This window comes from Kitasatospora sp. NBC_00070 (assembly GCF_045041205.1).
Classification (GTDB): domain Bacteria; phylum Actinomycetota; class Actinomycetes; order Streptomycetales; family Streptomycetaceae; genus Kitasatospora.
The window spans coordinates 238,997-265,722 of record NZ_CP108248.1 but is presented as its reverse complement, the minus strand read 5'-3'; the positions used below and the strand labels follow the sequence as shown (position 1 = coordinate 265,722).

General features: G+C 67.5%; 26 protein-coding genes and 3 pseudogenes. 8 read left to right on the top strand and 21 right to left on the bottom strand.

What is annotated here, in order from left to right:
- Positions 1 to 14: 14 nt before the first annotated feature.
- From OHV05_RS36240 to OHV05_RS36220, 5 genes are all read right to left on the bottom strand, one after another.
- Positions 15 to 3,746 (bottom strand): DUF4157 domain-containing protein, encoded by a 3,732-nt coding sequence (locus OHV05_RS36240; RefSeq protein WP_331730314.1) that lies wholly within the window; start codon positions 3,744 to 3,746, stop codon positions 15 to 17.
- 62 nt (positions 3,747 to 3,808) lie between these two features.
- Positions 3,809 to 3,961 (bottom strand): DUF6760 family protein, encoded by a 153-nt coding sequence (locus OHV05_RS36235; RefSeq protein WP_331731157.1) that lies wholly within the window; start codon positions 3,959 to 3,961, stop codon positions 3,809 to 3,811.
- Complete coding sequence (locus tag OHV05_RS36230) at positions 3,958 to 4,347, bottom strand: hypothetical protein (protein ID WP_331731155.1); 390 nt, start codon at positions 4,345 to 4,347, stop codon at positions 3,958 to 3,960. The genes OHV05_RS36235 and OHV05_RS36230 overlap by 4 nt, the downstream gene beginning before the upstream one ends.
- Positions 4,348 to 4,352: 5 nt before the next feature.
- Positions 4,353 to 4,814, bottom strand: coding sequence for a phage tail protein (locus OHV05_RS36225; protein ID WP_331730311.1), 462 nt, complete (start codon positions 4,812 to 4,814; stop codon positions 4,353 to 4,355).
- Positions 4,815 to 4,841: 27 nt separating this feature from the next.
- On the bottom strand, positions 4,842 to 6,377 hold the full coding sequence (locus OHV05_RS36220) for a phage tail sheath family protein (protein ID WP_331730310.1): 1,536 nt from the start codon (positions 6,375 to 6,377) through the stop codon (positions 4,842 to 4,844).
- 183 nt (positions 6,378 to 6,560) lie between these two features.
- Between OHV05_RS36220 and OHV05_RS36215 the strand changes: the two genes are divergently transcribed.
- Positions 6,561 to 7,382 (top strand): DUF4255 domain-containing protein, encoded by an 822-nt coding sequence (locus OHV05_RS36215; protein WP_331730307.1) that lies wholly within the window; start codon positions 6,561 to 6,563, stop codon positions 7,380 to 7,382.
- 434 nt (positions 7,383 to 7,816) lie between these two features.
- Complete coding sequence (locus OHV05_RS36210; RefSeq protein ID WP_331730304.1) at positions 7,817 to 8,953, top strand: glycosyltransferase; 1,137 nt, start codon at positions 7,817 to 7,819, stop codon at positions 8,951 to 8,953.
- Positions 8,954 to 9,081: 128 nt separating this feature from the next.
- Here OHV05_RS36210 and OHV05_RS36205 read toward each other — a convergent pair whose 3' ends face one another.
- From OHV05_RS36205 to OHV05_RS36180, 6 genes are all read right to left on the bottom strand, one after another.
- Complete coding sequence (locus tag OHV05_RS36205; protein ID WP_331730301.1) at positions 9,082 to 9,297, bottom strand: hypothetical protein; 216 nt, start codon at positions 9,295 to 9,297, stop codon at positions 9,082 to 9,084.
- Positions 9,298 to 9,356: 59 nt separating this feature from the next.
- Complete coding sequence (locus tag OHV05_RS36200; RefSeq protein ID WP_405021645.1) at positions 9,357 to 9,671, bottom strand: integrase core domain-containing protein; 315 nt, start codon at positions 9,669 to 9,671, stop codon at positions 9,357 to 9,359.
- A complete protein-coding gene (locus OHV05_RS36195; RefSeq protein ID WP_331730295.1) occupies positions 9,652 to 10,851 on the bottom strand; it encodes an IS30 family transposase in 1,200 nt (399 codons plus the stop codon). Before OHV05_RS36195 ends, OHV05_RS36200 begins: the two co-directional genes overlap by 20 nt.
- A 196-nt stretch (positions 10,852 to 11,047) precedes the next feature.
- Complete coding sequence (locus OHV05_RS36190; RefSeq protein WP_331730293.1) at positions 11,048 to 11,740, bottom strand: IS3 family transposase; 693 nt, start codon at positions 11,738 to 11,740, stop codon at positions 11,048 to 11,050.
- On the bottom strand, positions 11,737 to 12,030 hold the full coding sequence (locus OHV05_RS36185) for a transposase (protein WP_331730291.1): 294 nt from the start codon (positions 12,028 to 12,030) through the stop codon (positions 11,737 to 11,739). Before OHV05_RS36185 ends, OHV05_RS36190 begins: the two co-directional genes overlap by 4 nt.
- A gap of 60 nt (positions 12,031 to 12,090) precedes the next feature.
- Complete coding sequence (locus OHV05_RS36180; protein WP_331730289.1) at positions 12,091 to 12,531, bottom strand: hypothetical protein; 441 nt, start codon at positions 12,529 to 12,531, stop codon at positions 12,091 to 12,093.
- A 469-nt stretch (positions 12,532 to 13,000) separates the two neighbouring features.
- Between OHV05_RS36180 and OHV05_RS36175 the strand changes: the two genes are divergently transcribed.
- Together OHV05_RS36175 and OHV05_RS36170 are read left to right on the top strand one after the other, a co-directional pair.
- The gene (locus OHV05_RS36175) at positions 13,001 to 14,203 is read left to right on the top strand and encodes a lytic transglycosylase domain-containing protein (protein WP_331730287.1); all 1,203 of its coding nucleotides are present in this window, start codon (positions 13,001 to 13,003) and stop codon (positions 14,201 to 14,203) included.
- Between the two features lie 163 nt (positions 14,204 to 14,366).
- Positions 14,367 to 15,794, top strand: a complete 1,428-nt coding sequence (locus OHV05_RS36170) for an IS1380 family transposase (RefSeq protein WP_331730285.1) — start codon at positions 14,367 to 14,369, stop codon at positions 15,792 to 15,794.
- Between the two features lie 322 nt (positions 15,795 to 16,116).
- Here the strand turns inward: OHV05_RS36170 and OHV05_RS36165 are convergent, their stop codons facing one another.
- Entirely contained in the window at positions 16,117 to 16,779 is a 663-nt protein-coding gene (locus OHV05_RS36165) for an NAD(P)-binding domain-containing protein (protein ID WP_331730282.1), read from the bottom strand.
- A 623-nt stretch (positions 16,780 to 17,402) separates the two neighbouring features.
- Positions 17,403 to 17,651 carry a hypothetical protein gene (locus tag OHV05_RS36160; RefSeq protein WP_331730281.1) on the bottom strand — a complete coding sequence of 83 codons (249 nt, stop codon included), beginning with the start codon at positions 17,649 to 17,651 and terminating at the stop codon, positions 17,403 to 17,405.
- Between the two features lie 794 nt (positions 17,652 to 18,445).
- Between OHV05_RS36160 and OHV05_RS36155 the strand changes: the two genes are divergently transcribed.
- Positions 18,446 to 18,691, top strand: coding sequence for a hypothetical protein (locus tag OHV05_RS36155; RefSeq protein ID WP_405021644.1), 246 nt, complete (start codon positions 18,446 to 18,448; stop codon positions 18,689 to 18,691).
- A gap of 29 nt (positions 18,692 to 18,720) precedes the next feature.
- On the top strand, positions 18,721 to 19,035 hold the full coding sequence (locus OHV05_RS36150) for a type II toxin-antitoxin system PemK/MazF family toxin (protein ID WP_405021643.1): 315 nt from the start codon (positions 18,721 to 18,723) through the stop codon (positions 19,033 to 19,035).
- Between the two features lie 50 nt (positions 19,036 to 19,085).
- Here the strand turns inward: OHV05_RS36150 and OHV05_RS36145 are convergent.
- The 7 genes and pseudogenes from OHV05_RS36145 to OHV05_RS36115 form a co-directional block, all read right to left on the bottom strand.
- Positions 19,086 to 19,227 (bottom strand): annotated as a pseudogene (locus OHV05_RS36145) (ISAzo13-like element transposase-related protein); the annotation flags it as partial.
- 395 nt (positions 19,228 to 19,622) lie between these two features.
- Positions 19,623 to 20,006: a hypothetical protein gene (locus OHV05_RS36140; protein WP_405021642.1), complete on the bottom strand. Its 384-nt coding sequence runs from the start codon at positions 20,004 to 20,006 to the stop codon at positions 19,623 to 19,625.
- Between the two features lie 97 nt (positions 20,007 to 20,103).
- Positions 20,104 to 20,376 (bottom strand): hypothetical protein, encoded by a 273-nt coding sequence (locus tag OHV05_RS36135; RefSeq protein ID WP_405021641.1) that lies wholly within the window; start codon positions 20,374 to 20,376, stop codon positions 20,104 to 20,106.
- Between the two features lie 448 nt (positions 20,377 to 20,824).
- The gene (locus tag OHV05_RS36130) at positions 20,825 to 21,106 is read right to left on the bottom strand and encodes a hypothetical protein (protein ID WP_405021640.1); all 282 of its coding nucleotides are present in this window, start codon (positions 21,104 to 21,106) and stop codon (positions 20,825 to 20,827) included.
- Positions 21,107 to 21,111: 5 nt separating this feature from the next.
- Positions 21,112 to 21,285 (bottom strand): hypothetical protein, encoded by a 174-nt coding sequence (locus tag OHV05_RS36125; RefSeq protein WP_405021746.1) that lies wholly within the window; start codon positions 21,283 to 21,285, stop codon positions 21,112 to 21,114.
- Positions 21,286 to 21,428: 143 nt separating this feature from the next.
- Positions 21,429 to 21,626 (bottom strand): annotated as a pseudogene (locus OHV05_RS36120) (IS5/IS1182 family transposase); the annotation flags it as partial.
- 43 nt (positions 21,627 to 21,669) lie between these two features.
- Positions 21,670 to 21,975, bottom strand: coding sequence for a hypothetical protein (locus OHV05_RS36115; protein ID WP_331730266.1), 306 nt, complete (start codon positions 21,973 to 21,975; stop codon positions 21,670 to 21,672).
- Positions 21,976 to 22,228: 253 nt separating this feature from the next.
- Between OHV05_RS36115 and OHV05_RS36110 the strand changes: the two genes are divergently transcribed.
- Positions 22,229 to 22,519 (top strand): DUF3303 family protein, encoded by a 291-nt coding sequence (locus OHV05_RS36110; RefSeq protein ID WP_331730263.1) that lies wholly within the window; start codon positions 22,229 to 22,231, stop codon positions 22,517 to 22,519.
- Between the two features lie 297 nt (positions 22,520 to 22,816).
- On the opposite strand, the gene OHV05_RS36105 is transcribed toward OHV05_RS36110, so the two are convergent.
- Entirely contained in the window at positions 22,817 to 23,572 is a 756-nt protein-coding gene (locus OHV05_RS36105) for a methyltransferase domain-containing protein (protein ID WP_331730259.1), read from the bottom strand.
- A 2,883-nt stretch (positions 23,573 to 26,455) separates the two neighbouring features.
- Between OHV05_RS36105 and OHV05_RS36100 the strand changes: the two are divergent.
- Positions 26,456 to 26,658 (top strand): annotated as a pseudogene (locus OHV05_RS36100) (cold-shock protein).
- Positions 26,659 to 26,726: the final 68 nt, after the last annotated feature.

The following is a 26,726-nucleotide window of genomic DNA, read 5'->3' as shown; positions in this document are numbered from 1 at the left end:
TTTCTCCGTTTTCTCTACAGGTCGAGGCTGCGTCCGGCGCGGGTGCGTTCTTCCGTCAGCTGCCGTTTGATACGGGACATCAGGGGGTCGAACAGGCGGGCGACCAGATGGTTGATGTCGTCCTCGTGAATGGAGTCGATGCTGAACTCGTGGGCCGGAGCGAAGGCCGCGGCCGTCACCCCGCTGACCGGCAGGGCCGGCTCCGTCGTCGGTGCCGGTGCCGGGGCAGGCTCGGGAGTGTCAGCTCTGATCAGGCGCGCGAGCCCCTCGGGTACGGCGGGGGCAGCCTGCGCCACAGCGGCGCCTGAGCCGGCTGTGGGCATGGACGAAGCCGCGGGCGCTCCCGTGCCACCGCCGTCAGCCGACGACGACGCAGCCAAGGCATTCCGGGTCCAGCTCTTCCAGCTCTCGCCGTCCTCGAGCTTGAGGTTCTCCTTCAGCCCGAAGACCCCGCTGATCATCTCCCCGACACCGATGCCGAGCTGGGCCGCGGAGGCTCGGACCTTCTGGCCCTTGGCCCCGGTCGAGACGGTCAGAGTGACCCCCGTCTGGAGGTCGCCCTTGAGCCCGAGGACCGTTCCCTGGTCGCAGTCCGTTTCGATGACCAGGTTCTCCGGAGCCAGGGTCGGCTGCCGGACGACCGTGTACCGGATCCCGTCCCTGGCCAGGGCGAGCTCGGCCTCCATGAGCATCATGCCGACCACTTGCGGCATCCTCACCAGCGTCGCCGGCTCCTTCCACGGCACCGCAGGCTTCTTGCCGACCGGCCCGGAGACCTTGGCAGCTGCGGTGCCCGCCGCCGCTGACGCGGCCGATGCCGCCGCCGTCAGAAGTGCGTCCTGCCCGACCTCTCCGAGGTCCTCCACCGACTTCGCAACTGCCTTTCGCGTCGCGTCGAGCCGGCCCGGGGACCGGGGAGCCGGACCGGCACCAGCAGCGCCGGCAGGCACAGGTGAGGAGTCCACTTCCGGCACAGACCCGGACCCGAAGGCCACAGTCGGCGCGGATACGGCGGTCTCGGCGGGGACAGCGGCCTGTCCGGGCTTCACCGCAGCGCTAGCCGTGCCAACCGGGCCGGCGTTCCTGGCAGCCGTGTTCTTCGCCGGCCCGGTCGCAGCAGGAGCGGGTATGACAGCGGGAGACTTCCCAGAGCCCTCACCCGTGTCCTCCTCCTCGTCCGTGTCCGCGTCCATGTCCGGGAGCGGGATGTCCATACGGTCGCTCTCTGCCTTCGCAACCAACGCTTTCGCCGTGAGCTTCTCCGCTTCCTTACGGTTCAGCTCGATCCGCTCCCGGTCCGCCGTCGGCATGCGCTGCTCGCTCCGGAAGTGACCGGCGGTCTTGTAACCGACCAGCCCGGCTGCCATTTCGGCGAAGCCGGCCCACAACTCCCGCCCCACCACGCCCACCGCGTTGTCCTTGGAGAGTCCGGACGAGACGAGCACCGTCACGGTGCGGACCTCAGCAGTGATCGTCTCCCCGGGAGAGGGATCCACGTCGAGCACGAAGCCTTTACGCTCGATGCTGGCCATCTCCTCCAGAACGACCGTGAAACCCCGGTGCTGGCCCTTCCAGAACCTCACCGCCTTGTCGGACTCCGACTCCAGAGCACCCTTGGCTTCCAGCCAGTCCTTGCCGATCACGTCAGGGACCCGGGGCACCTCGGAGCTGCTGCGCGCGTCCGACTTGACCCCGGTGGTGATGTCCAGAGTGCGGAACTCCCGCATCTGGACGTCGAGTTCCTTCTTGATCTGCGCTCCGACGGGGACATCCTCGCCGGAATCGGTCGTGCGCTTCAGGGTGGGGCCGGTGATCTCCGGGACCGACGTGGGGTAGGGCTTGATCTTGCCTTGGAAGGACTGGATCGAGTTCAGCTTCTGCTCGGCGTACCACTCCTCGCTCTGCGGCCAGACAAGCGGTGTCTTCTTCAGGACGGACTTCCAAGCCGCGAGCTCGTGGGTGACCTGCCTCTGCTCGTCGGACGGAAGGGTGTAGATGGGCAGTTCGGTCTTGCCCCGGGACTCGGCGAGCGCTTTTGTCTTGATCGTCTCCAGGTCGGCTTCGCGGTCCTTCTCGTCGTAGTGCTGAGCCGGCGCCGGGGCGGACTCGGCCCGGTCGAGCTCCTCACCGAGGACGACGTTCCCGGCACCGTCGCGGCGCGCGATGCCCTGCCGCACGAGCTCGTCGGTGACCTGCTGAACGTAGTCGTCCGGCGACGGCGCCTGCGGTGCCCGCGGCGGCAGCGTCAGCGGCGCGGGATCGGTGGTCCGCTCCGCCGCGCGGGCCTCGGACTCCAGGGCCCGCCACTGAGGGGATCCCTTCGTCGGCAGGACACCACCCAGACCGCGACGCTGGACGACGTGCACAAGCTCGTGGCGCAGCAGGGCCTGCGCCTGGGGAGAGTCGAGCGGTCCTTCCTCCGCAGGGATGTACACCGCACCGCCACGCGCGAACGCGCGGGTACCGAGCGCCTGCGCTTCGGCGGACACCGCCGAACCCCGGTGGACCGGCACCCGGGAGACGTCGGAATGGTGGGACGCCTGGATCGAGGCCGCCGTGGCCGGCGGGACACGCTCCACACCGGGGGGGTCGGCGAGGACACGCACCTGGAGTTCGACCGGGCTGGACGGCACCGCCGGTGCCACGGCCCGGGACACGCTCCGGAAGACCAGCGCGGCGGCGCGCCGCCGCCGGGATGTCTCGGGGGGCGCGGTCTCAAGCTGTGGCCGCTGCGGCTCGGGCAGCGGCCCACGGTCCGGTGACGCACCGTATGGCGGCCCGGAGGGTGCGGGCGCGACAGGCGCTGGACCGGACGGGGGCGGGTGGCCAAGGAGCGCGTTCTGCTCGGAGTCGTCGGGCGGTTCAAGGGACGGCCCGCCGCCGTCCCCATCACCGTCCTCCCCGACCTCGGCGGCCGTCGCATGCGCCTCGACGGGGGCCGGGCCGGGAGCCTGGTGGACCGGGCCGCGCAGCGGGGCTCCCAGTCCCAGCCGCCGGCTCTCCCCGAGACTGCGCCTACGCTGCCCGGGGCGGGGTTTGGACACGGGAGCGGCCGGAGCGGCCGGCGGTCGGTCGACGAGCTCCTTCGGGAGCATCGACTCCGGTGCCGTCCAGGACGCGATCAGCGGGCCCGGAGTGTTGAAGTCCAGCGGCGGCAGGTCGTCGTCCTCCTCCTGGGCCGCCGCCAGAGAGGGGTCCGGGCCGAGCAGGTGCTGCTCGGTGGCGGCGGCACGCAGCCAGCCCGGGGCGCGGTAGGGCTCCGCCGGGTGCTGGGCCTCGCCGACGTACCGCTCGGTGGCGAGGGTGAGCGGGGGGAGCTGTGCGGGGCGAGACCGGGACGGGACCCAGCGCGTAGGTCGGCCCTGACGGGGTGCCGGCTCGCCGGGCAGGGGAGACGCCGTGACCTCTTCGAACGGGGCCAGCACCGTGGCGAGGGCATCCACCCGCCCGGCCGGCTGTGCCTGGACGGCAACGACCTGCGGCTTGCGGTGCACGAGCGACCGAGTCCCGCTGACCTCGGGCAGGGCGAGGAGCGGAGCCGCGATCACCGGCGCGGTCCGGCTGATGGTTGGGCGCAGGGGCGCCAGCGCGAGCCAGCCCGAAGGTGTGCGCGGCGCGGGTGCCTGGAGAACCGCGGGTACCGGGACGGCGGCCGACGGGTAGGAGGGCCGGTCGCCGCTCCGGGCCTGGCCGGCCGGGGCGGCCGGCGGTGCCGTGGGGCGAGCGCGCTTGAGCGTCCAGCGCATGGTCTTCCCTCCTTCTCCTTCTCCGGAGCCGGCCGATGCTCTGTGGCTGGCCCGGTGCGGCGTCAGTTCGCGAGCCGGGTGTGAATGTGGCCCACCTCCTCGATCACCCGCTCACGGACCGGGTGCTCCAGGTCGAGGATCGTGTCGAGCGGCCAGTGCAGGTAGTAGGCGAGGTACGCGGTCTCCTCCCAGAGACGGTCGGCCGCGTACGTCAGGATTCCCCCGGGGCATCACCAGCGATGTCCACGGCGAACTCGTGGCCGCACGAGGGGCAGCTGACCGCCGCCTCGGTGTGGCCGTCCTGGTTGATGCGGCGGTACAGGTCCTGGAGGAACGCCAGGTCGGAGGCGAACAGGTTCTCGATCACGAAGGTGTCGACGCCGGCCAGCGTCCCCAGCCTGGTGACCGTGCGCTCCAGCAGCAGGACCGTCAGGTACGACGGGTTCTGCCGGACGCGCTGGTCCGTCTGCGGGGCCAGCTCGTCCCGGGCGGTGGCCAGTCGCATGACCCCGTCGCGGTGCACCGCACCCTGCTCGTCCACGAACCCGCGAGGGAGCACGAAGGGGTACTCGGTGCGCATGCCGGCTTCCGGCTGGGCCATCGTGGTCACGGCGCCACCCGCTGGATGTTCTCGCAGACGATGGTGACCGTCTCCATCAGGACCTCACTGCTGCCGGCCTTCAGCGCGCCGATCTCCAACTTGCACGGCCAGGCGTGCTCCAGGTAATAGCGCGCCACCGGCTTGCCCTCGAAGCTGTACATCACCAGGGAGGCGCTCTTCCGGGCCGCGACGATCTCCCCGAGAAGGACCGCCTGGTGCCACGACCACAGCTCAACCCCGGTCGTCTTGCCACGCTTGAGCACCACGGTGGGGGGCTTGCGCTTGCCGGGCAGCTTCTTGTAGATGACCTCCTTGTCGGAGGACGACAGGTAGTCGACGGGTTCGACTTCCGTGGTGATACCGGAAAGTTCCGAGAACGACGCGATCTCATAGCCGTCGATGACGACCGAGAACCGCGCCGCGGTCAGGGCGTCCTGAGGTTGCTGTGGTCCAAGCCCTCCGGGCATGTGACACCTCCTGCTTCAGGGGTTCGGTTATTCTTCGAGCCCGGCACCGTCGGAGTACTGCGAGATCCGGAAAACTACGAACTCGGCCGGCTTGACCGGGGCGATACCGATTTCGACGTTGAGGATCCCGAGGTCACGACTGGAGGCCGGGTTGTTCTCCTCGTCGCACTTGACGAAGAAAGCGGAGTCGGGGGTCCGGCCGAACAGCGCGCCGTCCCGCCACACGCCACGCAGGAACATCGTCACGGTCCGTTTCACCGAGTCCCACAGCTTCGGGTCATTCGGCTCGAACACCACCCAGTTCGTCCCCTGGAGGATCGACTCCTCCACGTAGTTGAACAGGCGGCGCACATTGATGTAGCGCCACTCGGGATCACTGGAGAGAGTGCGCGCGCCCCACACCCGGATGCCCTGACCGGGGAACGCCCGGATGCAGTTCACCCCGATGGGGTTGAGCAGGTCGTGCTCGCCCTTGGTGATCGCCAGCTCCAGGGCGATCGCCCCGCGTACGGTCTCGTTCGCCGGAGCCTTGTGCACGCCGCGGGTGCTGTCGTTACGCGCCCAGATCCCCGCCATGTGACCGGAAGGCGGCACCATCGCCGGCTTGCCCGCAACCGGGTCCATCACCCGGATCCACGGCCAGTACAGCGCGGCGTACTTCGAGTCGTAGCCGGCGCCCTCCTCCCGCCAGGTCTTGACCTGCCGGGCGTTCATCCCCGGCGGCGGGTCGATGATCGCGATCCGGTCCGCCATCAGCTCGCAGTGCGCGATCATGGCCTGGTGGACCGCCTTCACCCCGTCCGCGTCCAGCACGTTGTGCTGGTAGGCGGACATCACGTCGGGGACACACAGCATGGTGATCTCGTCGATCGCCTCCAGCCCGGCGAAGCCGGTGCGGTCGGAGGAGTCACCGACGTAGTCGCGTGCCGAGACCTGCGGGACCGGCGCAGCGGGCACCGCCCCTCCTGACAGCGCGACCCGGGAACCCTTGGTCGGAGCGACCAGCGGAGCGCCCTTGACGTCCTCCAGCACGATGAGCTTCGACCCCTGCCGCACCGCCGTCATGACATTGCGCGGCCCCTTCCTCACGGTCACGTTGTCGAAGGTCTCCTTGACCTCACCGGCCACGCTCACCGTCAGCTTGAAATGGTCCTCAGCCGGTTCGGAGGCCTCCGCCACGTCCACCGTGATCCGCTGGCCCTCCTCGCCAGAGGCCGAGGCCTTGACCACGAGCGCAGCCCGCCCGGGCTCCCCAGCAGCCGGCAACTCCCCCCGGGCCTGGGTGAGTTCGGGCTCCCCACTCCCACCCACCCGGACCACGTACGCGACACCACCGCCGTTGAGGAAGTACCCGTACACGGTGTGGGCCAGGTAGCTACCCTCCATGAAATCGCCGAACTGCTGGGTGAACTGGGACCAGTTTGTCACCAGCGTCGGCTCGTTCACCGGACCCTTCTCGGCGAATCCGACAAAAGCGGCGACGGCTGTTCCGACACCCTCGATAGGCCTGGAGCCGGAGGAGACTTCCTCCACGTAGACACCAGGCGAAAGATAACTGGGCACGGGCCCTCCTGCGGCTCGTAGTGAACTGACAAGCCCGACACTCCCAGCTGAGCCACCCCAATCCCACGTGCTGATGGACGGCCTGCCAGACACCGAGAGGTGCGTGATCGGGTAGTCCGGCCCAGCCGCTCGCCGTCCCCAACGCCGCTACCTTGCCCGGGCGGGCGGGCCGAAGCTGGTGTCATGTTCCACGAGGTCGACTCCGCGCTGCGTTCCTTCCTCGGCACTCACATGCCGCCGGGGACGAACGTCAGCTTCGAAACCCCGTCACCAACCGACGAAGCCCACCGCCGCGGCGAAGTGACCCTGTTCCTCTACGACGTCCGCGAGGACCCGAGCGGACGCGGCGCAGGCTGGAGTGACATCCGCAACGCCGATCACCTCGTGGTGGGGCGCAAACTCCCGAACCGGCGCTACCAGCTGTCCTACCTGGTCAGCACCCGGGCAGCCACCGCCGAGGAAGCACACCGCCTACTCGGCCAGACCCTGGCAGCCCTCGTCACGATCGAAACCCTGCCCACCGAGCACCTCGACGGCGCCCTCGCCGCAAGCACGCTTCCGGTGGAAGTCCGCGTAGCCGCCACCGGCACCGCCGCAGCCGCCCACGACCTGTGGTCGGCCCTGCACGTACCACCCCGGGCCTGCCTGGACCTGGTGATCACCGCCCCGCTGATCCCCGATCTGATCGTCGGCGTGGAGGCGACCCCCGGGGTCATCAACCTGGACATGTCGCCCGACGCCCACACCAGCCCCCCAGCCTGGGCCGATCCGTTCGGCACCGCCAACCCACCCCGCCCCACCGGAAAGGCCTTCACCACCGTCCGGGTCCGGGAAAAAGGCGTCGTCCAGCGCAGCCACACCATCGGAGACCCCCCCAGCACCCCCACAAACCCCGCACCCCCGCCCCCAGCAGCCAAACCCCGCAGAGCCAGAACCACCAAACAGGCCGACACCCCACCCCAGGACCCAAGCACCGCCACCCGCAAGCGGCCACCCCCAAACTGAGTGGCTGTTGTCTTTCCGGGCTTGAGGGCTGCGTTTCTGCTGGTAGAGGTCAGGATGCCGTCGGGCCGTCCCGGACCACGTCCTGGTAGACGAAGAGCGCCTGCCCCCGCCGAGCAGCTGTACGCCGAGGGCTTCGCCCAGGTCGAGACCGTCACCACCCCAACCCGACAAAGACCAGGAAAGAGGACAACCACCAACTCTCGGCACCGTGGAACCCAAGCGCAGCCGCAGCGACACACGACGGCCCCACCCCTGACCGATAGGTACAAAGGCGCGAACCGACCGGCCCGCCAGCGACCCACGACCCAGACGAATCGAGGCCGATGCTGTCGGCACCGGAGCACCGAAGCCCTTCACCTGTCCCGGCAGGCGTTGCGATGGCTCAGGAATTAGCGTGGTTCCGGAGAGACTGAAATTGACTGCCGCCAGGCGAGATGAGGTTGTTGATGCGTATTACCCTTGTTGGCCCGGCGCACCCGTGGCGCGGCGGGATCCCACTGCACACTGTCGAGCTGGCGCACCGGCTCTCCGCGGCCGGTCATGTCGTACGTATCTGCTCTTGGCGCGCTCAGGGACCGTCCCGATGGCTTCACACCCAGCGCGCTCTGCTCGCGAGACCCGAGGCCCCTCCCTTTCCAGACAGTTCGTATCCACTTCACTGGCGAAACCCGTTGAGCTGGTGGTGGGTAGGCAGGCGGCTGGCGCGGCACTCCGATGCGGTGGTGCTAGTCAGCTACACTACGCTGCAGGCACCTGCACTGCGCGTAGTTGGTGCAAGAGCGCGGCGAGGAGCACGCGTGGTCGCACTATGCCACAACGTTCTACCACACGAGCGTCACCGTGCCGACCAGTGGCTCACAACGCGATTGTTGCAAGTGGCCGATGCTGTGCTTGTACACAGCGCGCAGCAGTATGCCACGTTGACCACCTTGACCAGCCGCCCGGCTGCGGTGGCCGCACTGCCCCCTCATCTGCCGGCTGGCGAGTCCTTGCCGCGGGTCGACAACCGCTCGCAGCGAGGCGGCCTGCTGTTTTTCGGTACTGTCCGCCATTACAAGGGCCTGGATGTCTTGCTGCAGGCTCTGGCCGATGTCCCGCAGATCCGGCTGAGCATTGTTGGCGATTTCGTTGACGGCCCTGAGGCGGTGCATGCGTTGATTGATCGGCTTGGCTTGACTGAGCGTGTCACTCTGCGGCCGGGCTATCTGCCTGCTGACCAGATCGCCAATGTATTCGCCACCGCTGATGCCTCGGTATTGCCCTACCGTACTGCGACCGCCTCCCAGCATGTCGCGCTTGCTCATCATCACGGGGTCCCAGTGATTGCGACCCGGGTCGGTAACTTTCCGGACGCGGTGAGGGACGGCGTCGGCGGGTTGTTGTGCGACCCCGATGACGTTGATGGCCTCGCCGAGGCCATCCGGTGTCTGTACCAACCCGGGCAGTTGGACAAGCTTCGGGCCACTGTCCGACCTGCGGACACCGAGACGAGCTGGCGGCACTACCTGAGCGTCTTGGATGGACTTCTCCAACCCACAGCACCAACCAGCGAGATTGAAGGTCCCTCATGATCTCGGCACTCGGGCCTGAGTTCCGCAGCTGAGGTGTCGTTCTAGTCCACGAGTACGTGGGTTGACCTGCGGATATGCGTGATCGATCGCCGGATCGGCGTGTGTCTAGGCGGGGGCGTTGGTGCTGGTCAGGCGGCTGTGCCGGGTTCCAGGGTGATGATGCGCTTGGGCTCGGCGACGCTGAGCTTGGCGAGGATGGCGCGTTGGGCGGTGCTGGTCTCGGTGCGCTGGCGGAAGGTCCCGGCGGGGCCGGCGAAGGTGCCGACGTGGATGCGCTCGAGTTCTTCACGCAGGTTCAGCCAGGTGTCGTCGCAGGTGGTCTCGGCGATGCGGATCAGCAGCAATGCCAGCCAGCAGAGCAGGACATGGGTGAGGTGCCTCGCGTTTTTCGGACAGTGGTGTCCTACGCGGCGAGGCCCATCCGCGTGGATTCTTGATGGACTTCGAGCGGAGTTTTGTAGCCGAGTGATGAGTGAAGGCGCCGCTGGTTGTAGAAGCTTTCGATATACCAAAAGATTTCCGCGCGTGCTTCTGCGCGTGTGCGGAACTTCATGCGGCCGAGCCACTCGTTCTTCAGTGCGCCGAGGAATGATTCGGCCAGGGCGTTATCGTAGCAGATGCCGGTGCGTCCGACGGATCGGCGCATTCCGTGTTGCCGGGGGGCCGTGCCGAAGTCGTAGGACGTGTAGTTGGCGAGTTCAACCAGTCGTTGCAACACCGGGCTGTTGCAGCGAGCGTAGCTGTTCCTCGAAGACCTCGGCGGGTGTCCGCCAGTCGAGGACCTTGCGGGGTCGGTTGTTGATCGTCATGGCGATCGCTTCGAGGTCCGTGGACGACCACCGGGAGAGATCAGTTCCCTTTGGGAAGTACTGTCGCAGCAGTCCGTTGGTGTTTTCGTTCGTCGGACGTTGCCAGGGCGAGTGCGGATCGGCGAAGAACACCTTCGTTCCGGTAGCGATGGCGAACTGGGCATGAGCGGAGAGTTCCTTCCCGCGGTCCCAGGTGAGGGTCTTGCGTAGTTGCTCGGGCAGCTGTGCCATCGACGTGGCGAGCGCCATGTTCATCGCAATCGCGCCGTAGCCCCCGAGCGAGGTGCCGTTCTTCACCGGCGGGTTCTCACCCCAGCCTTCGAGCCGGGGCAGGTGCACCAGGAGCGTGCAGCGGCTGCTGCGCTCGACGAGCGTGCCGATCGCGGACCGGCCCGTCCCGATGATCAAGTCGCCTTCCCAGTGCCCGGGAACCGCGCGGTCCCCGGCCTCGGCGGGGCGTTCGCTGAGGATGACGTCCGCAGTGACGTGCCCTTGCGGCTTGTTCTGCGACCGCGCCCGGGGTGTCCGTAGTGCCCGGCCGGTGCGCAGGCACGTGACCAGCTCCCGTTTGAGCGCGCCACGGCCCTCGATGAACAGCGCCTGGTAGATCGCTTCGTGGCTGATGCGCATGGACTCATCATCGGGGAAGTCGACGCGAAGCCGGCGTGAGATCTGCTCCGGGCTCCATGCCGTCGCCCATCTTCTGTCCTGCCGGTGCGGCTTGTTCAGCCCCTTCCACGTGAGCGTCGTGGGCCCGGTGACGATCGTGCCGTCGGGGCGACGGACACTGCCGGCGAGCCGTTCCTGCACGTATTCACGCAACCTGTCGTTGCCTGCGAGCTTGGCCGCCTTCGGGCGCTTCGCGGCCTGCTGTGCCTTCCACTGGGCGACCGTGGCCCGGTACTCCTGCCGCCCGCCGCGGGTGGCGGCATTGCGGCGCAACTCGCGCGAGATCGTCCCCGGGTCACGCCCGACCGCGCGGGCGATCTCGCGCACGCCCTTGTCCCGGGCCCGCAGAATCGCGATCTCCTCGCGCTCCTCGAAGGACAGGTAGCGGCCGGTGGGCTCGGCCAGACAGATCGGCGGCATGCCGCCAGCGTGCCGGAACCACCGAGAACCGACCGGCCACGACACCCCGACCGCCAGCGAAGCCTCAGCCGTCGTGACACCCGTGGCGATCAGCCGCCAGAACTGCCGCTGCACCACCCGCGACGGCTCAGGACGGCCAGGCGAACGCATCGCCGGCCTCAGCGCCCGGTCAGCACGCCACTGCCGCCGAAGCCCCTCAGGCGCGTCCCCGGCCTTCCTGCTCCAGTCCTCCGTAGCGATCTTGAACACCTCCGAAATCAAGGTGTTGCGACGACCGATTGAATCCGCCGTTCGATCCGCGATCGGAATGGAAGACGCAGTCCTTCTGGATGGTGATGGTCTTCGTCGCGGATTTCAGGGCCGCCTCGATGAGGGGCGTCTTGTAGTGATCGTCCATGGCCCAGCCCGCGATCGTCTTCGAGTGGCAGTCGATGACTGTGGCCAGGTAGAGAAATCCCTCATCGGTCGGTATGTACGTGATATCGCCGACAAGTCTCGTGCCGGGTTCCGCGGCGGTGAAGTCGCGTCGTACCAGGTCGGGGATCGCCGGCTGGCCGCCGTCGGCCTGGGTGGTGGCGGGCCGCCACGGGCGTGGCTGGCAGGCGACCAGGCCCAGCCCCCGCATGATCGCGCGGACGAGCTCGAGTGAGGCGTCGATTCCCGACCGGCGCGGCACCGCGTGGATTCTCCGGTAGCCGTAGATCCCGTGGTTGGCATCGAAAATCTCCTGGACGAGACGCCTGATCTTCTCCCGGCGGGCGTCTGTCGCCGACTGCGGGCGGGTCGCCCAGTGGTAGTAACCGGAGCGGGACACGTCCGACCACAGACACATCTTGGCTATCGGATAGGTGTCCTTCTCCGCATCGATGAGCTCGTATTTCGATGTCACCGATACTCCTGGGCGAAGAAGGAGGCCGCTTTTCCCAGAAATTCGTTCTTCATCCTGAGCTCGCGGTTCTCGCGCTCAAGCTCGCGCAGCCGGGCCCGCTCGGTCGTCGTGAGGGGTTCGTCCTCCACGGGATGCCGAGCGCGGTACTTGTTCACCCAGTTCCTGAGCGTGCTGTCGTGAATACCGAGCTCACGGGCGATCTCCGGTATCGGGCGGCCAGCACCCACCACGACCAACTTGACCGCCTCGTCCCTGTACTCGGCAGAGAACGTTCGCGCTGACTTACCCAACTTTGATCACCTTTCCGAAACCAATCCTCATGCCGGACTGTCCGAAATCTTTAGGGCACCTCATGGGCGCGTATCCGGTCTTCCTTGCGGTGGTAGACGGGCCGCAGATCGATGATCGTCTTCATGTCGCGCCAGCCGCGCTCGACTTCCAGCAACTGCTTGTAGCCGGTCGCGATGTCCTCGGCGGGACAGGTGCGGGTCGCTGCAGCGCAGGAGGAACTTGCCGTCCAGGCGTTCCTCGGACTTGATCGCGGCCTTGTCGGTCCGTAGCAGGCCGCCGGGGGTGGCGCGAAGGAAGCGGTGCAGGCCGGGTTTGGTGGACAGCTTCCCGCGCGGTTCGGCGCGCTTGGTCGCGGTCAGCTTGTCGCTGTCTTCGATCGCCGCTTCGAGCTGGGCGAGCAGGCCGGCGCGGATCGCGGCGTCGCGCTTCGCCTGCTCGGGGTTGTGGCAGATCACGAACCGGTCGGCAGTGTCCGCGAGTTGGACCTGCTTGACCTGCATGTTGTCGGCGACGTGCGCGTAGCGGCCCTGTCGGGACAGGGCGGCTTGGCGGCGGGCGAGCCGGAGCGGATCTTCTCGCCGAGGATGTAGTGGCCGCCGGCGCGCTGCAGGAAACGGCGGTTCTGCTCGGAAGCGAAGCTGCGGTCGGCGACCCAGACCACCCGGGTCAGCTTCCACTCGCGCAGGTCCTCGCGGACCTGGCGGAAAACGCGAGGCCCCTCAGGTTCCGGTAGGGCCGTTCTTTGCGGACGATGAGCCGCACCGCCTTTGGCAAGCGCCCAGGACGTCGCGCTGCCGCCGCAAGGGCTTTCGTCGTGTCCGGACCCTTGCCCGGACACGACCTGGGAATACCGCCCGGATGTCTGCCTCAATCGGCCCCCGAACGACCGCCCGGCGTCGACAGAATCAAGACGCGGGCGCCCGCAGCCGCCTGCGGATTCTCCCGAGGACACGAGGCGAAGGGGGCTTCATGGGCGGCGCCGACCGGCCGAGGCCACCCCAGCGCATCCTGGTGGCCCGGGTGCGGACCGTCCCCGCAGGGAAGCGGGAGCCGTCCCTGCACATCCCGCGCCCCGCAGGCCCTGGCGCCCGGGTCGTCGGCATACGCGGTGCCGCCGCGGTGCTGGCCCTGGGCATCTGCCTCTTCCCGCTCTGGCCCGTGCTGTCGTCTGTCTCCTCCCCGCGCCTGGCCATGGCCACTGCCACCGCCAACCCGAGCAGACTGGCGATCGACGGCGGCAGCGTGCGCTCACCGCAGATCGCTCCGAGCCTCACGGCCACCCCGTCTCCGGTCGTCCAGACCGCAAGCGCGCCTCCGACCTCCGTGATGGCCAATCAGAACGCGGCGGCCTCCAGCATTCCGCCACTCGTGCTCGCCGCCTACCAACAGGCGCAGAGCACGATGGCCTCCCTCGACCCGGGATGCCGCCTTACCTGGCCAGTGCTCGCCGGGATCGGCAAAATCGAGTCCGACCACGCCTCCGGCGGGCGCACCACGCCCGACGGAACCGTTCAGCCCGCCATCCTCGGCCCCGTGCTCAACGGCGGCGACGGTGTCGCCGCCATCGCCGACACTGACGGCGGCCGCTGGGACGGCGACACGGTCTGGGACCGGGCCGTCGGCCCGATGCAGTTCATCCCCTCCACCTGGCAGCAGTGGGGAGCCACCACCCGGCAGGGAGCGACCCCCGATCCCGGGAACGTCTTCGACGCCGCGCTCGCCGCCGGCCGCTACCTGTGCGCCATCGGCGACGACCTGAGCACCCCCCAGGGCCTCAACATCGCCATTCTCGGCTACAACCACTCCAACGCCTACCTCGCGGCGGTCCTCAGCTGGATCATCCACTACTCGTCCGCCCCGCAGCCAGCGCTCACCGCCCTACCGGCCGCCCCGGCCGAGACGCAGGCCTCGCAGGCCACCCTCACCCCGGACCCCACCACCCCGGCGCCGGCCACCATCCCCGCACCCACTGCTGCGACGACCACCACCGGCCCCACCCCCACCCCCACCCCGACGCCCACCCCGACACCGGTCCCCACAAAGCCCCCGACACCCACCCCGACCCCGACCCCCACAAAGCCCCCGAGCCCTCCTGCGGCCACTCACACCACACCCCCGCCGACCTCTGGAGCCACCTCACCCCCGGCCGCTTCCTCCACCCCGGGCCATTGACCCCCGGCGGGTCAGTCACCGATGCCGCCGGGTTGGCTTCGGACCAGCCTTGGGTATTCAGCCGATCAGGGTGATCTGACGCTCAATTAGAAGAAGGTGCCTCTGGCCTGCAAGGATGCGATTGCGACGTCGTATCCACAGCAGGAACAGGTGCACCTTCTCGGTGAGTGAGCGTACAGGGTGGGACCGGCGGCTGTCTGTCGCCGCCGACGGGAAGGGCCTGGTCGGGCACGCCGGGGTGGTGCTGCTGCACCAGGTCGCGGACCGGGTCGGGTTGACCGCCGCACTGGGCGCACTGTGGCCCGGCGGTGGGAGCGCGACCTGGCGTGACCGCGCGCACCTTCTGCTCGGCCTGGCAGGCGCGATCGTGCTCGGCGCGAAGAACCTGTCCGAGGCCGAGCAACTGCAGGCCCACCACACCGCCCTGCTCGGAACCCCGGCGTCGGACTCCACCGCGTACCGCGCCCTGGCCGCGCTGGACGAGAGCGCGCTGCACCGGATCGCGAAGGCCCGCGCGCGAGTGCGCCGCCACGTGTGGGGCCTGCTCGCGCTGCGGCCGGGCGGCTTCCCGTGGCTGGTGGTGGCGGGCAAGCGGCTGACCGGGTGGATCGTCATCGACATCGACGCCACGATCATCCTCGCCGCCTCGAACAAGACCGGGGCGGCGGTGACCTTCAAGAAGACCTGGGGCTTCCACCCACTCGCATGCTGGTGCGCGAACACGCAGGAGTCGCTGTCGATGCTGCTGCGGCCCGGTAACGCCGGGTCGAACACGGTCGCCGACCACATCACCGTGCTCACCGCCGCGCTGCGGCAGATCCCGCACTCCTCGCAAGCGAAGATCCTGGTCAGGGTCGACGGCGCGGGCGCGACCCACGACCTGCTGGAGCACCTGGAAGCGCTGAACACCGCCCGCCGCACCGTGCGCTACCTGGTCGGCTGGACCATCACCCAGGACGACGAGAAGGCGATCGCCAAACTCCCCGCAACGGCGTGGGAGGCTTCCCTTCGCCAGGACGGCGACATCCAGGACGGCTACGGCATCGCGGAGTTGACCGGACTGAGCAACCGACCGGGCTGGCCCGAGGGGATGCGGCTGCTGGTCCGCCGGGTCAGGCCCGCCGGCCGCCACAGGAAGAAGCTCACCGCGTTCGAGCTGAAGACGGGCTGGAAGTACTCCGTGATCGCGACCAACATCCGGCACATGTGGGGCATCGCCGGTTCGCACCAGCCGCAGTGGCTGGATGCCGTCGCCCGTCAGCACGCCGTGGTGGAGGACCGGGTGCGAGCGGACAAGGCGATGGGGCTGCGGAATCTTCCGAGCAAGTCGTGGGAGGCGAATCGCGGTTGGATGCTCGCCGCGAACCTCGGCCACGACCTGGACTGCTGGGTCCGCCTGCTGGCCCTGCACGACCAGGATGACCTGGAGCGGGCCGAGCCTGACACGATGCGCTACCGGCTCTACCACCTGCCCGCGCGCCTCGCCGCCCACGCCCGTCGCCGCCGGCTGCGGATCGAACGCACCTGGCCCTGGGCCGACGTGTTCGTGCTCGCTTGGCAGCGGCTCACCCAGCTCCCGGCCGTCACCTGACTGCCGGTCACCGACCCGACGACCTGGAAGGAGAGCACCCCCGGACCCGTGGAATCCGGCGCACCCGCAGCGTCATGCGACGGCCCGCCTCACCGGCATCGAGGACATTCCGGGCGAACCGCCGAGACGATCACCGAGCACCAGCCGCTGACGAATCGAGGCCAGTACCCGGATTTGTCCACAGGAATGCAGCGGTTCCGTACCGGGGTCTTCTCCGCAGTGAACGGAACGGGAAGAGGATTGACGCGGCCGTGTGATGTCCTGGTGCAGCGCCAGGACATCACAGCCCGACCTCGCTCGAAACCCGCCAGGTAGCGGTGGGCTACCCGCGGAAGGCGGCTGGCCGCTCCGGGGAGGCGGCGGCGAGGGCCTGGATGACGGCCTTGACCCCGGCATGCAGACCGTAGACGGGAGTCCCCGGCTGCTGCCGCCAGGAGTCGTCGATACCCCCGGCGTCCACGGTGTCGAAGCCCAGCTCGTCGATCAGCCTCCGGACCAGGTCCTTTGCCACCGAATCGTCACCGGCTACCGGGACGGCGATCCGCCCGGGCGATCCGACCGGGAGCGGCCGGTCCAGGATGACCCGAGCGCCAGTGCCGTTGAACGCCTTGACCACGGGGCGGCCGAGCTGCCGCTCCACCCAGCGGCTCTCGGTGATGCCCTCGTCCTCGAGCCCGGCGATCCGGCCGTCGCGCTCGCGCGGGTAGTAGTTGTTGGTATCGAGGATGACGAAGCCGTCGGCCGCGCCCGCGAACAGGTCTCCGGGCAGGCCGGGGATGTTCTTCAGCGGGATGGTCACCACGACCAGTTCCGCGCCGGCAGCCGCTTCGGTGACCGTGGCAGCGATGGCGCCGGTCTCCTCGGACAGGGCGGTGAGGGTCTGCGGGCCTCGGGAGTTGGCCACCGTGACGTGATGGCCGAGGGCGGCGAGACGGCGGGTCAGGTTGCCGCCGATATTACCCGCGCCGATGATGCCGATCTTCATGAGGGGTGCTCCCTGGTTTTCGGTCCGGTGTTGCGGTTCGGGGCCGGGCAGGGGCGCTCAGCTCGGAGAATCCCGGTCGCCGAAATAGCACGACGAAGCCGCCGTGGACCTCACCCTTCCATCGTGATCCACTTGCGCGCCACACCGCACCAGCCTTTGTCCGCCAACGCAACACGAACCCACTGCGGTCGCCCGCGGCCCGGAAGGTGGTTAGCCGGATGGACTGCGCTCAGGCCACCGGCCGGGTGTGGTGGCAGCGGATCTGCGGCCTGTTCAGGACAGAGGGCCGTCGGCTTGGATCCCTGCATCACACCGCCAGCCGTCGCACCTTTAATCGGCCTCCTGACACCACCGGACACAAGGGCTGCTGACCGTTACGTCAGGATGCTTCTTCGGGAACACCTGGAAGAACTGAGGCTTTTCCGTCGAACAGCCCGGCACATCGGGGAAGACGGGGATCTGCCAGCTTCTCACAGCCCTGACCGGGTCCACGGCGAAGGCCACGGTATGGCCGTGCGGCAAGGCCGGTCCTGGAGAAAGCCTGTCAACCTCCAGGCCCAGGACGTGGATAGGCCTCGATCACTGTCCGGACATCGAGGCGCCTCAACGGGTTGTGGCGGTGGCTACGCGGCGCGTTCTTGAGGGGGGTGTCGGAGGGCGTAGCGCTCGGCGTGGTAGACCTCGGCGACATCTTCGACCAGCGCGACTACTGCGCGGTTCTGGTGGGTGTATGCCGCAGCTATGTCCCCGCAGTAGCGGAACAGCTCGGTGAGTGCGGTCCACCGCATGCAGTCGTCCTCCAATTGGGCGATGGCCGTGGCGCGTCTGGTCACGGTCTCGGCATCCGCCGGGTACTGCTTGATCATGCTCACGGTCGGCCTCCTCGGTTGCTGACGGGTCTGCCACTTGAGGGCCGGCGGCACTCGACTTGTGTTTCGGTGGCGGGTGGGAGAGGCAGGGCCCCCGGACAGTGTCCGGGGGCCCTGCGCGGGGGAGTTGTGGCTGGTGATGGTCAGCCGCTGGTGCTGTGGACAGCCATGTCGCCGTCGTCCTGGACAACGAAGCTGGCGCTCGTGGAGGTGTTGTTGCTGGACGACCACAGCGTGGTGACGGTGCCGGGACCGATGTAGGTACCGGCCGCGTAGTTGCCGTTGTGTGTGCTTGTGCCGGCCCCGGCTGCGGAACCTGATCTGGTGGTTTGTCGTACTCCGACCTCCTCCCTTGGTCGGATTCTTCGAGTGTGCCGCATGTCACTTCGCCAAGTGGCGGAAAAGGGCCACTCCGTACGCAGAAAGGAACTGGCAAGTGCCCGTCAAGGCAATGCTTTCCCAAAACTTCACGAGGGCATTAATTGGGGAACCCAGATCGCTTCCCGAACATCTTTTAAATGTGCAGCTGGCAGCCCGGTGACGGGGCGGTCCTCGCCGCCACCGGCCTGCTCATGGACGACTGACCATCTTCATACCGGCATCGCTTCAGTAGCTGGCAGACCTGGTCTGCGGGAGGTAGCTGCCCAGTGATTGGACGGCACGATGCCCAGAGCGCGGGCGGAGAGGGCCATGAGTGCCTCGGTCGGCGAGAGCGAAGGAAAGCCCCGAAGAATCTGCCCGCCCGCAGTGCGGTGCCGATTATTCTTGACGGGATACCTGTGGGTATTCTGACGGGCATGACGTTGACGACGGTGAAGGTGCAGACCAGGGTGCGGGACGAGCTGGCTCGTCTGGCAGCTGACGACCTTGGTGGTGTAACCCTCAACTCCGCTGTGGAGTATCTGCTCACTGAGCACCGCAAGGCGCAGGTCCTGGCCGCATTCGACCGGCTGGAGGTCAGAACGAAGGGCTGTGCCGACTACGAGGGCGAACTCGGCGAGCGGGACGGTGTGGCTGCCGATTGCCTGGACGGTGAGGGGTGAGCCGCAAGTCCGCTCCCTGGGAGGTGTGGATGGCAGACCTCTCCCCGGTCGCGGGCTCCGGACAGGCAGGACGGTGCCCTGTTGTCGTGGTCTCCTCCCCGTTCTTCGCCAGCTTCCCCACAGCCATGGCCATCGTGGTCCCATTGACCACCCAGGACCGAGGCCTTCCCCACCACACTCTGGTCAGCTCCGCCCAGTGCGGCCTGGACCGACCCGGCTGGGCCCGCACCGATGATGTGCGTACCATCTGCGAGCACCGCCTCACCGGCAGGCCTCTGGGTACTGTCACTGACAGGGAGGCCGCCGACATTCGTACTTACCTCCGCCTCATGCTCGACATCTGACTGCTGTGACCGCGAAGGCTCGCCGGGCTGCTTGATCACGCGGTGATCACCCGCCATCCCGGCCAGCTCGATCTTCCATGCCCGGGTCCGGCGGCCGTTGGAGCCCCCGGTATCCGCAGTGGTCAGCAGCCGCGTCGCCCGCGGGTAGGTGGCACTGCCCTGTCCGTGCCACCATCGGCGGATCGAGGTCACCCAAGCCGGTCAATGGCTATGCGGCGACGTCCGACCTCAACTGCCGGTGATTCACGCGTTGGTGCTGGCACCGAACGCCGTTGTCCGAAGCCGTAGCCTGGCCGACTGCCTCTCGCACATGGTCTGGATCCGCGCCGAGACCGCTGGGAGTAGGCCTCGCCACATCGGGGATCACGCTGCCCCAACGGCGCTTCACTCACGGAAAAACGCCCTAACCACCCCGCCTCTCCCGCCCCCTGGCCACCGACCTGCGGCGCCCATGGCAGAAACCGGTCGAACTCAACAAGCTCACCCCCACCCGGGTCTGCCGCGGGTTCCTACACCTGCGTGCCTGCACCTCGAGGCTGTTGCACGACTTCCATGAAGTTGCCGTTCGCGGTGGCGCCACGGTGACGCTACTGCGAATGCGGGACATCGGGAGCGGGCCGGTCCTCGGAAGCCCATTGCCACTCGATACTGATCCACGGGCTGGAGACGGGAGCGGACTTCTTGATGGCCTTGACCTCGCCGTGCTGGCGGAGCACATCGCATGCGTCATCTGTGCGGTCCTCGTCGACCATGCAGTACGCCCAGAGCCTGTCCGGGCCATTGGCGGCCTCGCACGAGGCGAACGTGTCGATGCCAAGGCCCCACAGACGCGGGACGACGACCACCAAGCCCAGGTCGATCAATACCAGCTCACCGGGGTGGAGGTACTGGCGGTGGCGGATCGATCCGGCCGGGCGAAGCAACGCGATCGACGGATGCGTGCGCGGAGCGTGAAGCCACGGCTGCCACACGGCTACGGCGTCCCCCGGCCCGTCCAACGGGCCGGGGGACTGCGATGCTGCACCTGAGCCGGCCATGGCCGCTACAAATTTCGAGCGCCTGCCCCGGCTAGCCCATCGGCTCCGAAGGGTGGACCGACGGTTGCTCGATGTACGTGTGCTCGCTCGGCAGGTACGGAACCTCGCGCAGGAACAGGGCCCCGCAGGTGTGGCAGTTGATGTCTGGCTGCTCCGACCACCTCGTCGGCTCACGCGTCTCCGCGTCCTTGCGCAGTTCGCGCCCGCACATCGCCTTGACGCCACCCACCGTCGAGATGTGCCAGCTCGTCACGCGACGAGAATTGACCTCAGGGCCGTACTCGGCCCGCATCTGATGCTCCATGCACCAAGGCTGCGCCGCGCGCACCAGCCCGGCAATTCCTCAGCTCCGCGACGACGCCGGCGGTGGCGCGGACGGACTGAGTCCAGGCAGCCCGGCCACGCGATTCCGCGAGTCATGAGGGTCGTGACGCCTCTGTTCAGATGGACTTTGGAGCGCGCTGGTAGTCGTTCGTAGACCTCACGTTGCGGGCCCTGTCGATGAGGGTGCCGGCGCAGGCGCCGTAGCCCCGGGCGCGGCTTCGAGACCGTCTCGGCGGCTCTGACGGACTGGGACTCCACGATCACCGCGACCTGGTCCGGGACCTTTCCGGCCTTCGCCCTCAGCCGCGTGCGGAGCACGTCGCGCAGCCGCTCGATGACGCCGACCTCCGCTCGAAGAACCCCGAAACCGTCCGCCACGGCGGGAAATCCGCTGATCAGATCCGACCCGCTTGAAAGGTAGGACAAGCCTAGAAGGTGACGTGTCGGGTGATGGTGTGAGGGGCGGTGCGGGCTAGGACGATGTGTGCGAAATTCACCGTGACGGGGAATGTCCCGGCGCTGCCTTCGCGGGAGGCAGTGAGTGTGACGGCGGCGCGTGTGCTGAGCCAGGTGGCGAGGTCATGGTCAGTCGGTACGGTCCCGTGCACCTCCAGGACTACCTCCTTGTCCTGGCCGGCGGGCAGCAGGTACAGCAGGTAGCCGGGCGGTTCGTCTGGCGCGGCAACGGTCGCGTCCACCACCGGACGCATCTGGCTCACCATGGGTGCCGGGGCGAGAGGCCGGTTCGGGGAAGTACCCGCCCCGATGTCTGCCATCGGACTCTGCCGGATACCGGGGGCTCGCCGTTCGCGCCCCTCACCCGGCCCGCTCGGCCCGACCCGTCGGGCCGAGCGGCCAGGCGACCCGGGAGCCGCAGTCTGTCACCCACCGACACCTGCACGGTGAAACACCTCCCGCATACCAGCACTCGGACGGCCAGCGGCCTCTCCCGGCGGAGGGCTGCCGGTCACCCCATCATCACTCGGTCCCGTGCGGCCCGCGAACGGCACTGCGGCGCTTCCTGCCCACGGGCAGCGTCAGGTTCGTCCGGCCAGTGCGTGGCGACCAGCAGTACCCGGTCTTCCAGCGGCAGCTCCCAGGGCCGGCCCGGCCGCACGGTGTCGGCACCCTCATGGCGCAGCGCCGTCGTCAGGTTGCCGAAGTCGCGTGGGCTCAGCCCGGTGAACGGGGCTGTCCAGGAGGGCTCCGAGTCGTGATCACACTAGCCACCGCAAGATCGTCTCACCTGTGGCCAGCAGTTACGGGACAGCCCTCAGGCCGACGGCTCGCCGGGTTGGTGAGGTGCTTCGGCCAGTGGGAACGTGGTGCCCCAGGCGGTGATGGCGCCGTTGTCCACCCGGTACTTCGTCGCCAGCACCCGGCACGGGGGCCCGTCCGCCACCTTCAGGACGGCGTCGGCCGAGTTCTGGTAGGCGTCCCAGAGGTCCCCGGTATTGTCCTCGTCGGTCAGTTCGCCCTCCCAGGCCGGACCTTTGGACACCCAGGTGAGGCGCGCGTGGACGTGTACCGGTACAGAGCCGAGGATCAGTTCGGCAGGGCCGTCGTAGAAATATTCCATGCACGCATGATGGCCCTGTGCGTGGGCCGAATGATGGTGGTCAGGGGTTCAGGCAGAAGACGGAACCCCAATGGCGTAGTGGCTGTGTGCGACGGAGTGTGACTACCGGCAGCATGGTGGGGTGGAAGGTATGCCGGATTGATGTGGGCCTCTGTTCACTCTGATGCCCCTCTCCGGCTGCAAATGCCCGAGGCGAAACCCACGCTGAGCAAGTGGCACGAGTGTGCCGACACTGATGAGAGGTGGAACGACCATGAGGGTGTTGCTGACGGTTGAGATGGACACCGAGAAGGCGAACAAGTCGATCACCGAGCATGCACTGTCGAAGACGATGAAGTCGGTGCTCGACCAGGTCAAGCCGGAGGCCGCGTACTTCGGAACGAAAGATGGCCAGCGCACCGGGTACATCGTCTTTGATCTCAAGAACCCGTCCGACATTCCGTCCGTCGCCGAGCCGTTCTTCCAGGACCTCGGTGCCAAGGTGACGTTCATGCCGGTGATGAACTTCGACGACGTCCAGGCCGGTCTGCAGAAGTTGAACTGAGTCGCACGTCAGGACCTGCTCCAGGGCTGACGGCTATTGTTCGATGGCCCGGCGCCAGCGCCGGCCAGCATCGGTTGGGCCCGGACCGCAAGCGGCGGCCCGGGCCTTCTCGGTGGGGTCGCTGTCTCCGGGGGCTCGCTGAGATGGCGACCGACGTGGTGGACCTGACGGAGGTCCTCAACCGCAACCTCGAGCGCGCCGACACTCCGGCCAAGTCCGCAGAGCGAGCTTCCCTGGCAGGCACGGCTCCAGCCCGCTGCTGTCCGCCTTTGCCCAGGAGCTCTGCGACGTGCGGAGTCAGCCCGTCGGCTTCGCCCAGACCGAGACGTGCTGGGCGCTGTCCTCGGTGAACGGCGTGCGTGTCCAGCTGTCCCAGCGGTTGCAGAGTCTCAGGCCGGCGAGCTGGGCCATGAGGTCCAGTTCCGCGGGCCAGACGTAGCGGAAAGGGATCGTCCGGGTTGCGCCACGGCCGTCCTCGGTGACCTCGACGTAGTGGCAGGCTGCCTCCTGGGTGACGGTGTTGTAGACGGTGTAGGCCCACTCAGTGGGGCCGGTGCGGAACGGGACGATGTTCTGCCCGGCCGGAATCTTGCGCAGTTCCGGAACGAGCACCTCGATGACGAAGCGGCCGTCGGGCGCGAGGTGCTCGGCGACGTTACGGAAACAGGCGACCTGGGCCTCCTGGCTTGTCAGATTCATGATGGTGTTGAAGACAAGAAAAGCGAGCGAGAAGGGCCCATCGGCCGTCGTGTCCACCTTCACGGTGGCGAAGTCCCCGATGGAGACGCCGATCTCTTCACCTCCGGGCTTGGCACGCATTCGCTGCACCATCGCCCGCGACAGTTCGATGCCGTGGACCGGAACGCCGCGACGAGCGAGCGGCAGAGCGATCCGTCCTGTCCCGATTCCCAGCTCCAGCGCCCTTCCACCGCCCGCCAACTCCGCGAGAACGCTGACGGTCTGCTCAACGGTGTCGTGCCGGAACTCAGCAGCCGAGGACTTGTCGTACTGCTCTGCTACGCGCTCTCCGAAGTGCCCGTCGTTATCGTTCATCGACCGACCATATCGTGACAGACCGGAAGGATCACATCATTTTCGGATGGAATCGCCTATCGGTGTCCGTTCGGTGCACTTCGGCGACTGCAGGAGGGCGTTCGGACGACGAGGCTGTACAGACCGGGCGTCGTCGAAGGCTTTGTCCCCGCGGTAACCGGTGAGCTCGCCGCGACGGCGGTCGCCTCGTACTCCTCGTACCTGGTGAGGATCTGGAACAGCAGTTCGGCGCCCCTGCGGTCCGGCTGAGGCAGTCGAACTCGTCCAGACGCAAAAGATTCGGTCTTGCTGTAGCGTGCGGCCGCAGAGAATGGCCGGAAGCCAACGCCTGCCTCAGCGGGCTCCCTTCCGGCTCCCGGGAACGCCCACCCTCGGCCTCCGTACTCCAGCCAGAGCAGCGCCGTCCGGGAGGGCTCGCTGCCCTCGATGAAGCCCGCGACACCGGAGCCAGTCAGCCCAGCAGGAACAGCTCCTCGCCGATGCCCTGCAGGAGCACTACTTCGAGAGCCTGCGGCCACCGGTCGAGCGGCCTCACCGCCGAGATCAACGACATGTCCTGGATGGATATGAGATCGGCGGAGTCTGAGTGCCTATCTGTGAGGCCTGCATGCCAAACTGGATGTTGAGCTTCTTGCTTGTCCGGAATACCCAGTTCTTGGGGAATCGCGTTCTCTGGGGCACCAGCCTTGCGAGCCGAAGCAGTGGGCTGCCGCTTCCAAGCCCGCTGCTCCACCTGGGCTTTTTCTCATCAGGGCTTGGACGGCGAGTGTTTCGGACGTGCCCGTAGGTATGCCTGTGGTCTTCTCTGACCCCTTCTTGACCGTCTCGAACGCGCTCCTGTAGAGATCGCCCTTCGTGGCGAGCAGTGCCCCTGGGGAGATCAGGAAGTTGTGCATGACCTCCCACATGTCGATGGGCCGCTCATACGCCTTGGCCACCATGGCCGTCGCCGCGGCGTAGCACAGCGCGCTCCGGCCCTGGAAGACGTGGCACGCCTTGCTCCAGCGCCCGGAGACGACGACGGTCCACTCCTCGCCGGGGACCGGGTGTCGGCTTGTGGGGCTGGTGACGACTCTGTCCCTGATGTAGGTCTTGCAGAACCCGCACCGGCCATCGTCCGGTACGCATCCAAGATGGGAGAACGGGCTGGTCCCACGGTGTATGGCGGTGAACCCGCGTGGGCAGCGTACTGCGACGGCCTCACCCGCCCCATCGAACGTCACTGGTTTACCGCAGCCGAGCATGCAGCGGGCCGGCATGCGTTCGCAGCGGAGAGCCGTGTCATGCCACAGGGCGCTGATGTCGGCGCTGTCGGTAGTGTCCTCCCGCTCCACTCGCCTGGTAACCGGTGGCGGTGGCGCCTGCTCCTTGCGTTCGGCACCGGCCGGACTGGCTGACGGAACCGCAAGCCGTCGATGTGGCATCTCTGTACCTGTGCCCATGGTTTCCGAACGAGCGGTGAACGGTATGGCAGCAGCGCTGGGTGTTTCGGTGCTTGCCAATCGAGGAGAGGCGGTGCCAGGCGACGCAGCCTCGGGCGTACTTCGTCGCGGTCTGGGCGCCATGGCTGACGGTGACCCGGCCTGACCTCGCACAGGAGAGGTTCGGCGTGGCCGGGAGCCGGCGGACGCCTGCTTGGTCTCCGTCTCGTCGAGACGACGTACTGTCCCCCGCCTGGTGGACGAGCCGACCGGCGCGGTGCTCTGCAAACCCGGCCCCAAGCGTGTGGGTGATGGCGTCGCCACGACAAATGCTCGTACCAGAGCAAGAAAATCAGTGGCACGGCCGGCGGTGGAGGTTCCGCCCCGGGGACGGGAGCCAGAAAGGATGATGATCGCACCGCCGCAGGCGGGGCAGGGATCGGACGGCGCGACACAGGCGTAATGGAAATCAACGGGGCATGTCCGGCAGTGACTGTAGAAGCTTCCTGCTCGCGGGTCCCCGTGCTGGGTGCAACCCCGGTTCTCACGCCCACACGGCACAGCATCCTCCAGGTATCCACTGCCAGTAGCACCACCGTGCCCCGCCCCGTGCCCGGGCGATAGAGACGGAGCCCTGGAAAGCCAGGCAGACGACATGGCCCGAAAAGCCGCGTCCCCTCTCTGATGTGAGACCCTTCCCGGGCGCCCCGGTGGCGCCAATAACTCTGATAAAAACCTCCCGAAAAACAGGCAGGAAACCCCTGTGGCTCGATCAGCCGGGCGACTCCTCAGGCCAGGAGACGAGGGTGTACTCGGCGTCTAGTTGATCAAGTGTGACCGTCTCGTTCACCCCGCATGAGCTGAGGCATAGGGCAAAATGTCCGTAAGGAGCGGCGTTCTCGATTCTTGCAATCTTTAGTTGCTCGACCTTTGAGGCGCCTGGACGGGACTGCCATACTTGCCCTGGGGCCGCAACGACATAGATGATTCCGTAAGCATAGGCGGTGCATGCGACACGGAGCGCAGCCCGGTCGCTTAAACAGTCTTCGCGGCGCAGGCGATCGCGGTATGAATTCACGAGCTGGGCTGCCCGATGCGGTCCCACGATGTCGTCGATTCCACCGCCACCCATGGTCAGCCTCGTCCCTGTAGACCGATGCATCCGTTTTGCTGCCTCGTGAAATTCGGTCACCTCTTGAAAGCGATCCAGTGATCTTCATCGATACGCGAGACCTGGCAGTATAAGTATTCTGTCCCTACCCCTGCGCCTGCCAGCCCGAAAGGGAATCGATTGAGGCAGAGAATGGCCTCGCCCGCTTTCCCTCTGACTCGTTGCCCGGCGGCTGCCGCCGTGGGTTCATTGGAAATGCCCGCCGACAGTTTTGCGCGCCGGGGTGACTGGTTTGCGAGAGCTCGAGGGCTTTGCGACCGTCACGACTCTCGCACGGGCATTGAGAAGAAAATGGCAAAAGGCATTGTGAAGTGGTTCAATTCCGAAAAGGCTTCGGATTCATTGCTCCGGAAGATGGCGGAGTCGATGTCTTCGTCCACTACAGCGCGATTCAATCCAATGGATATAGGGAACTCGGCGAGGCTCAGGAAGTCGAATACGACGTGACCCAAGGCCAGAAGGGGCCCCGGGCATCCAACGTCCGCCCAGTTTGAAGTCGTCACATGAAGCAGACAGATCCGGCTTGCGGTCTCCATCGGCCGGATCTGGGCAATGATCGACG

Coding starts and splice junctions, on each gene's coding strand:
- OHV05_RS36175 (WP_331730287.1), top strand. CDS start 13,001: ATGGGCGGCGCCGACCGGCCGAGGCCACCCCAGCGCATCCTGGTGGCC.
- OHV05_RS36105 (WP_331730259.1), bottom strand. CDS start 23,572: ATGAACGATAACGACGGGCACTTCGGAGAGCGCGTAGCAGAGCAGTAC.
- OHV05_RS36130 (WP_405021640.1), bottom strand. CDS start 21,106: ATGCGTCCGGTGGTGGACGCGACCGTTGCCGCGCCAGACGAACCGCCC.
- OHV05_RS36115 (WP_331730266.1), bottom strand. CDS start 21,975: ATGGAATATTTCTACGACGGCCCTGCCGAACTGATCCTCGGCTCTGTA.
- OHV05_RS36225 (WP_331730311.1), bottom strand. CDS start 4,814: ATGCCCGGAGGGCTTGGACCACAGCAACCTCAGGACGCCCTGACCGCG.
- OHV05_RS36150 (WP_405021643.1), top strand. CDS start 18,721: ATGGCAGACCTCTCCCCGGTCGCGGGCTCCGGACAGGCAGGACGGTGC.
- OHV05_RS36195 (WP_331730295.1), bottom strand. CDS start 10,851: ATGCCGCCGATCTGTCTGGCCGAGCCCACCGGCCGCTACCTGTCCTTC.
- OHV05_RS36240 (WP_331730314.1), bottom strand. CDS start 3,746: ATGCGCTGGACGCTCAAGCGCGCTCGCCCCACGGCACCGCCGGCCGCC.
- OHV05_RS36230 (WP_331731155.1), bottom strand. CDS start 4,347: ATGGCCCAGCCGGAAGCCGGCATGCGCACCGAGTACCCCTTCGTGCTC.
- OHV05_RS36135 (WP_405021641.1), bottom strand. CDS start 20,376: ATGGAGCATCAGATGCGGGCCGAGTACGGCCCTGAGGTCAATTCTCGT.
- OHV05_RS36180 (WP_331730289.1), bottom strand. CDS start 12,531: ATGCAGGTCAAGCAGGTCCAACTCGCGGACACTGCCGACCGGTTCGTG.
- OHV05_RS36165 (WP_331730282.1), bottom strand. CDS start 16,779: ATGAAGATCGGCATCATCGGCGCGGGTAATATCGGCGGCAACCTGACC.
- OHV05_RS36215 (WP_331730307.1), top strand. CDS start 6,561: ATGTTCCACGAGGTCGACTCCGCGCTGCGTTCCTTCCTCGGCACTCAC.
- OHV05_RS36110 (WP_331730263.1), top strand. CDS start 22,229: ATGAGGGTGTTGCTGACGGTTGAGATGGACACCGAGAAGGCGAACAAG.
- OHV05_RS36155 (WP_405021644.1), top strand. CDS start 18,446: ATGACGTTGACGACGGTGAAGGTGCAGACCAGGGTGCGGGACGAGCTG.
- OHV05_RS36210 (WP_331730304.1), top strand. CDS start 7,817: ATGAGGTTGTTGATGCGTATTACCCTTGTTGGCCCGGCGCACCCGTGG.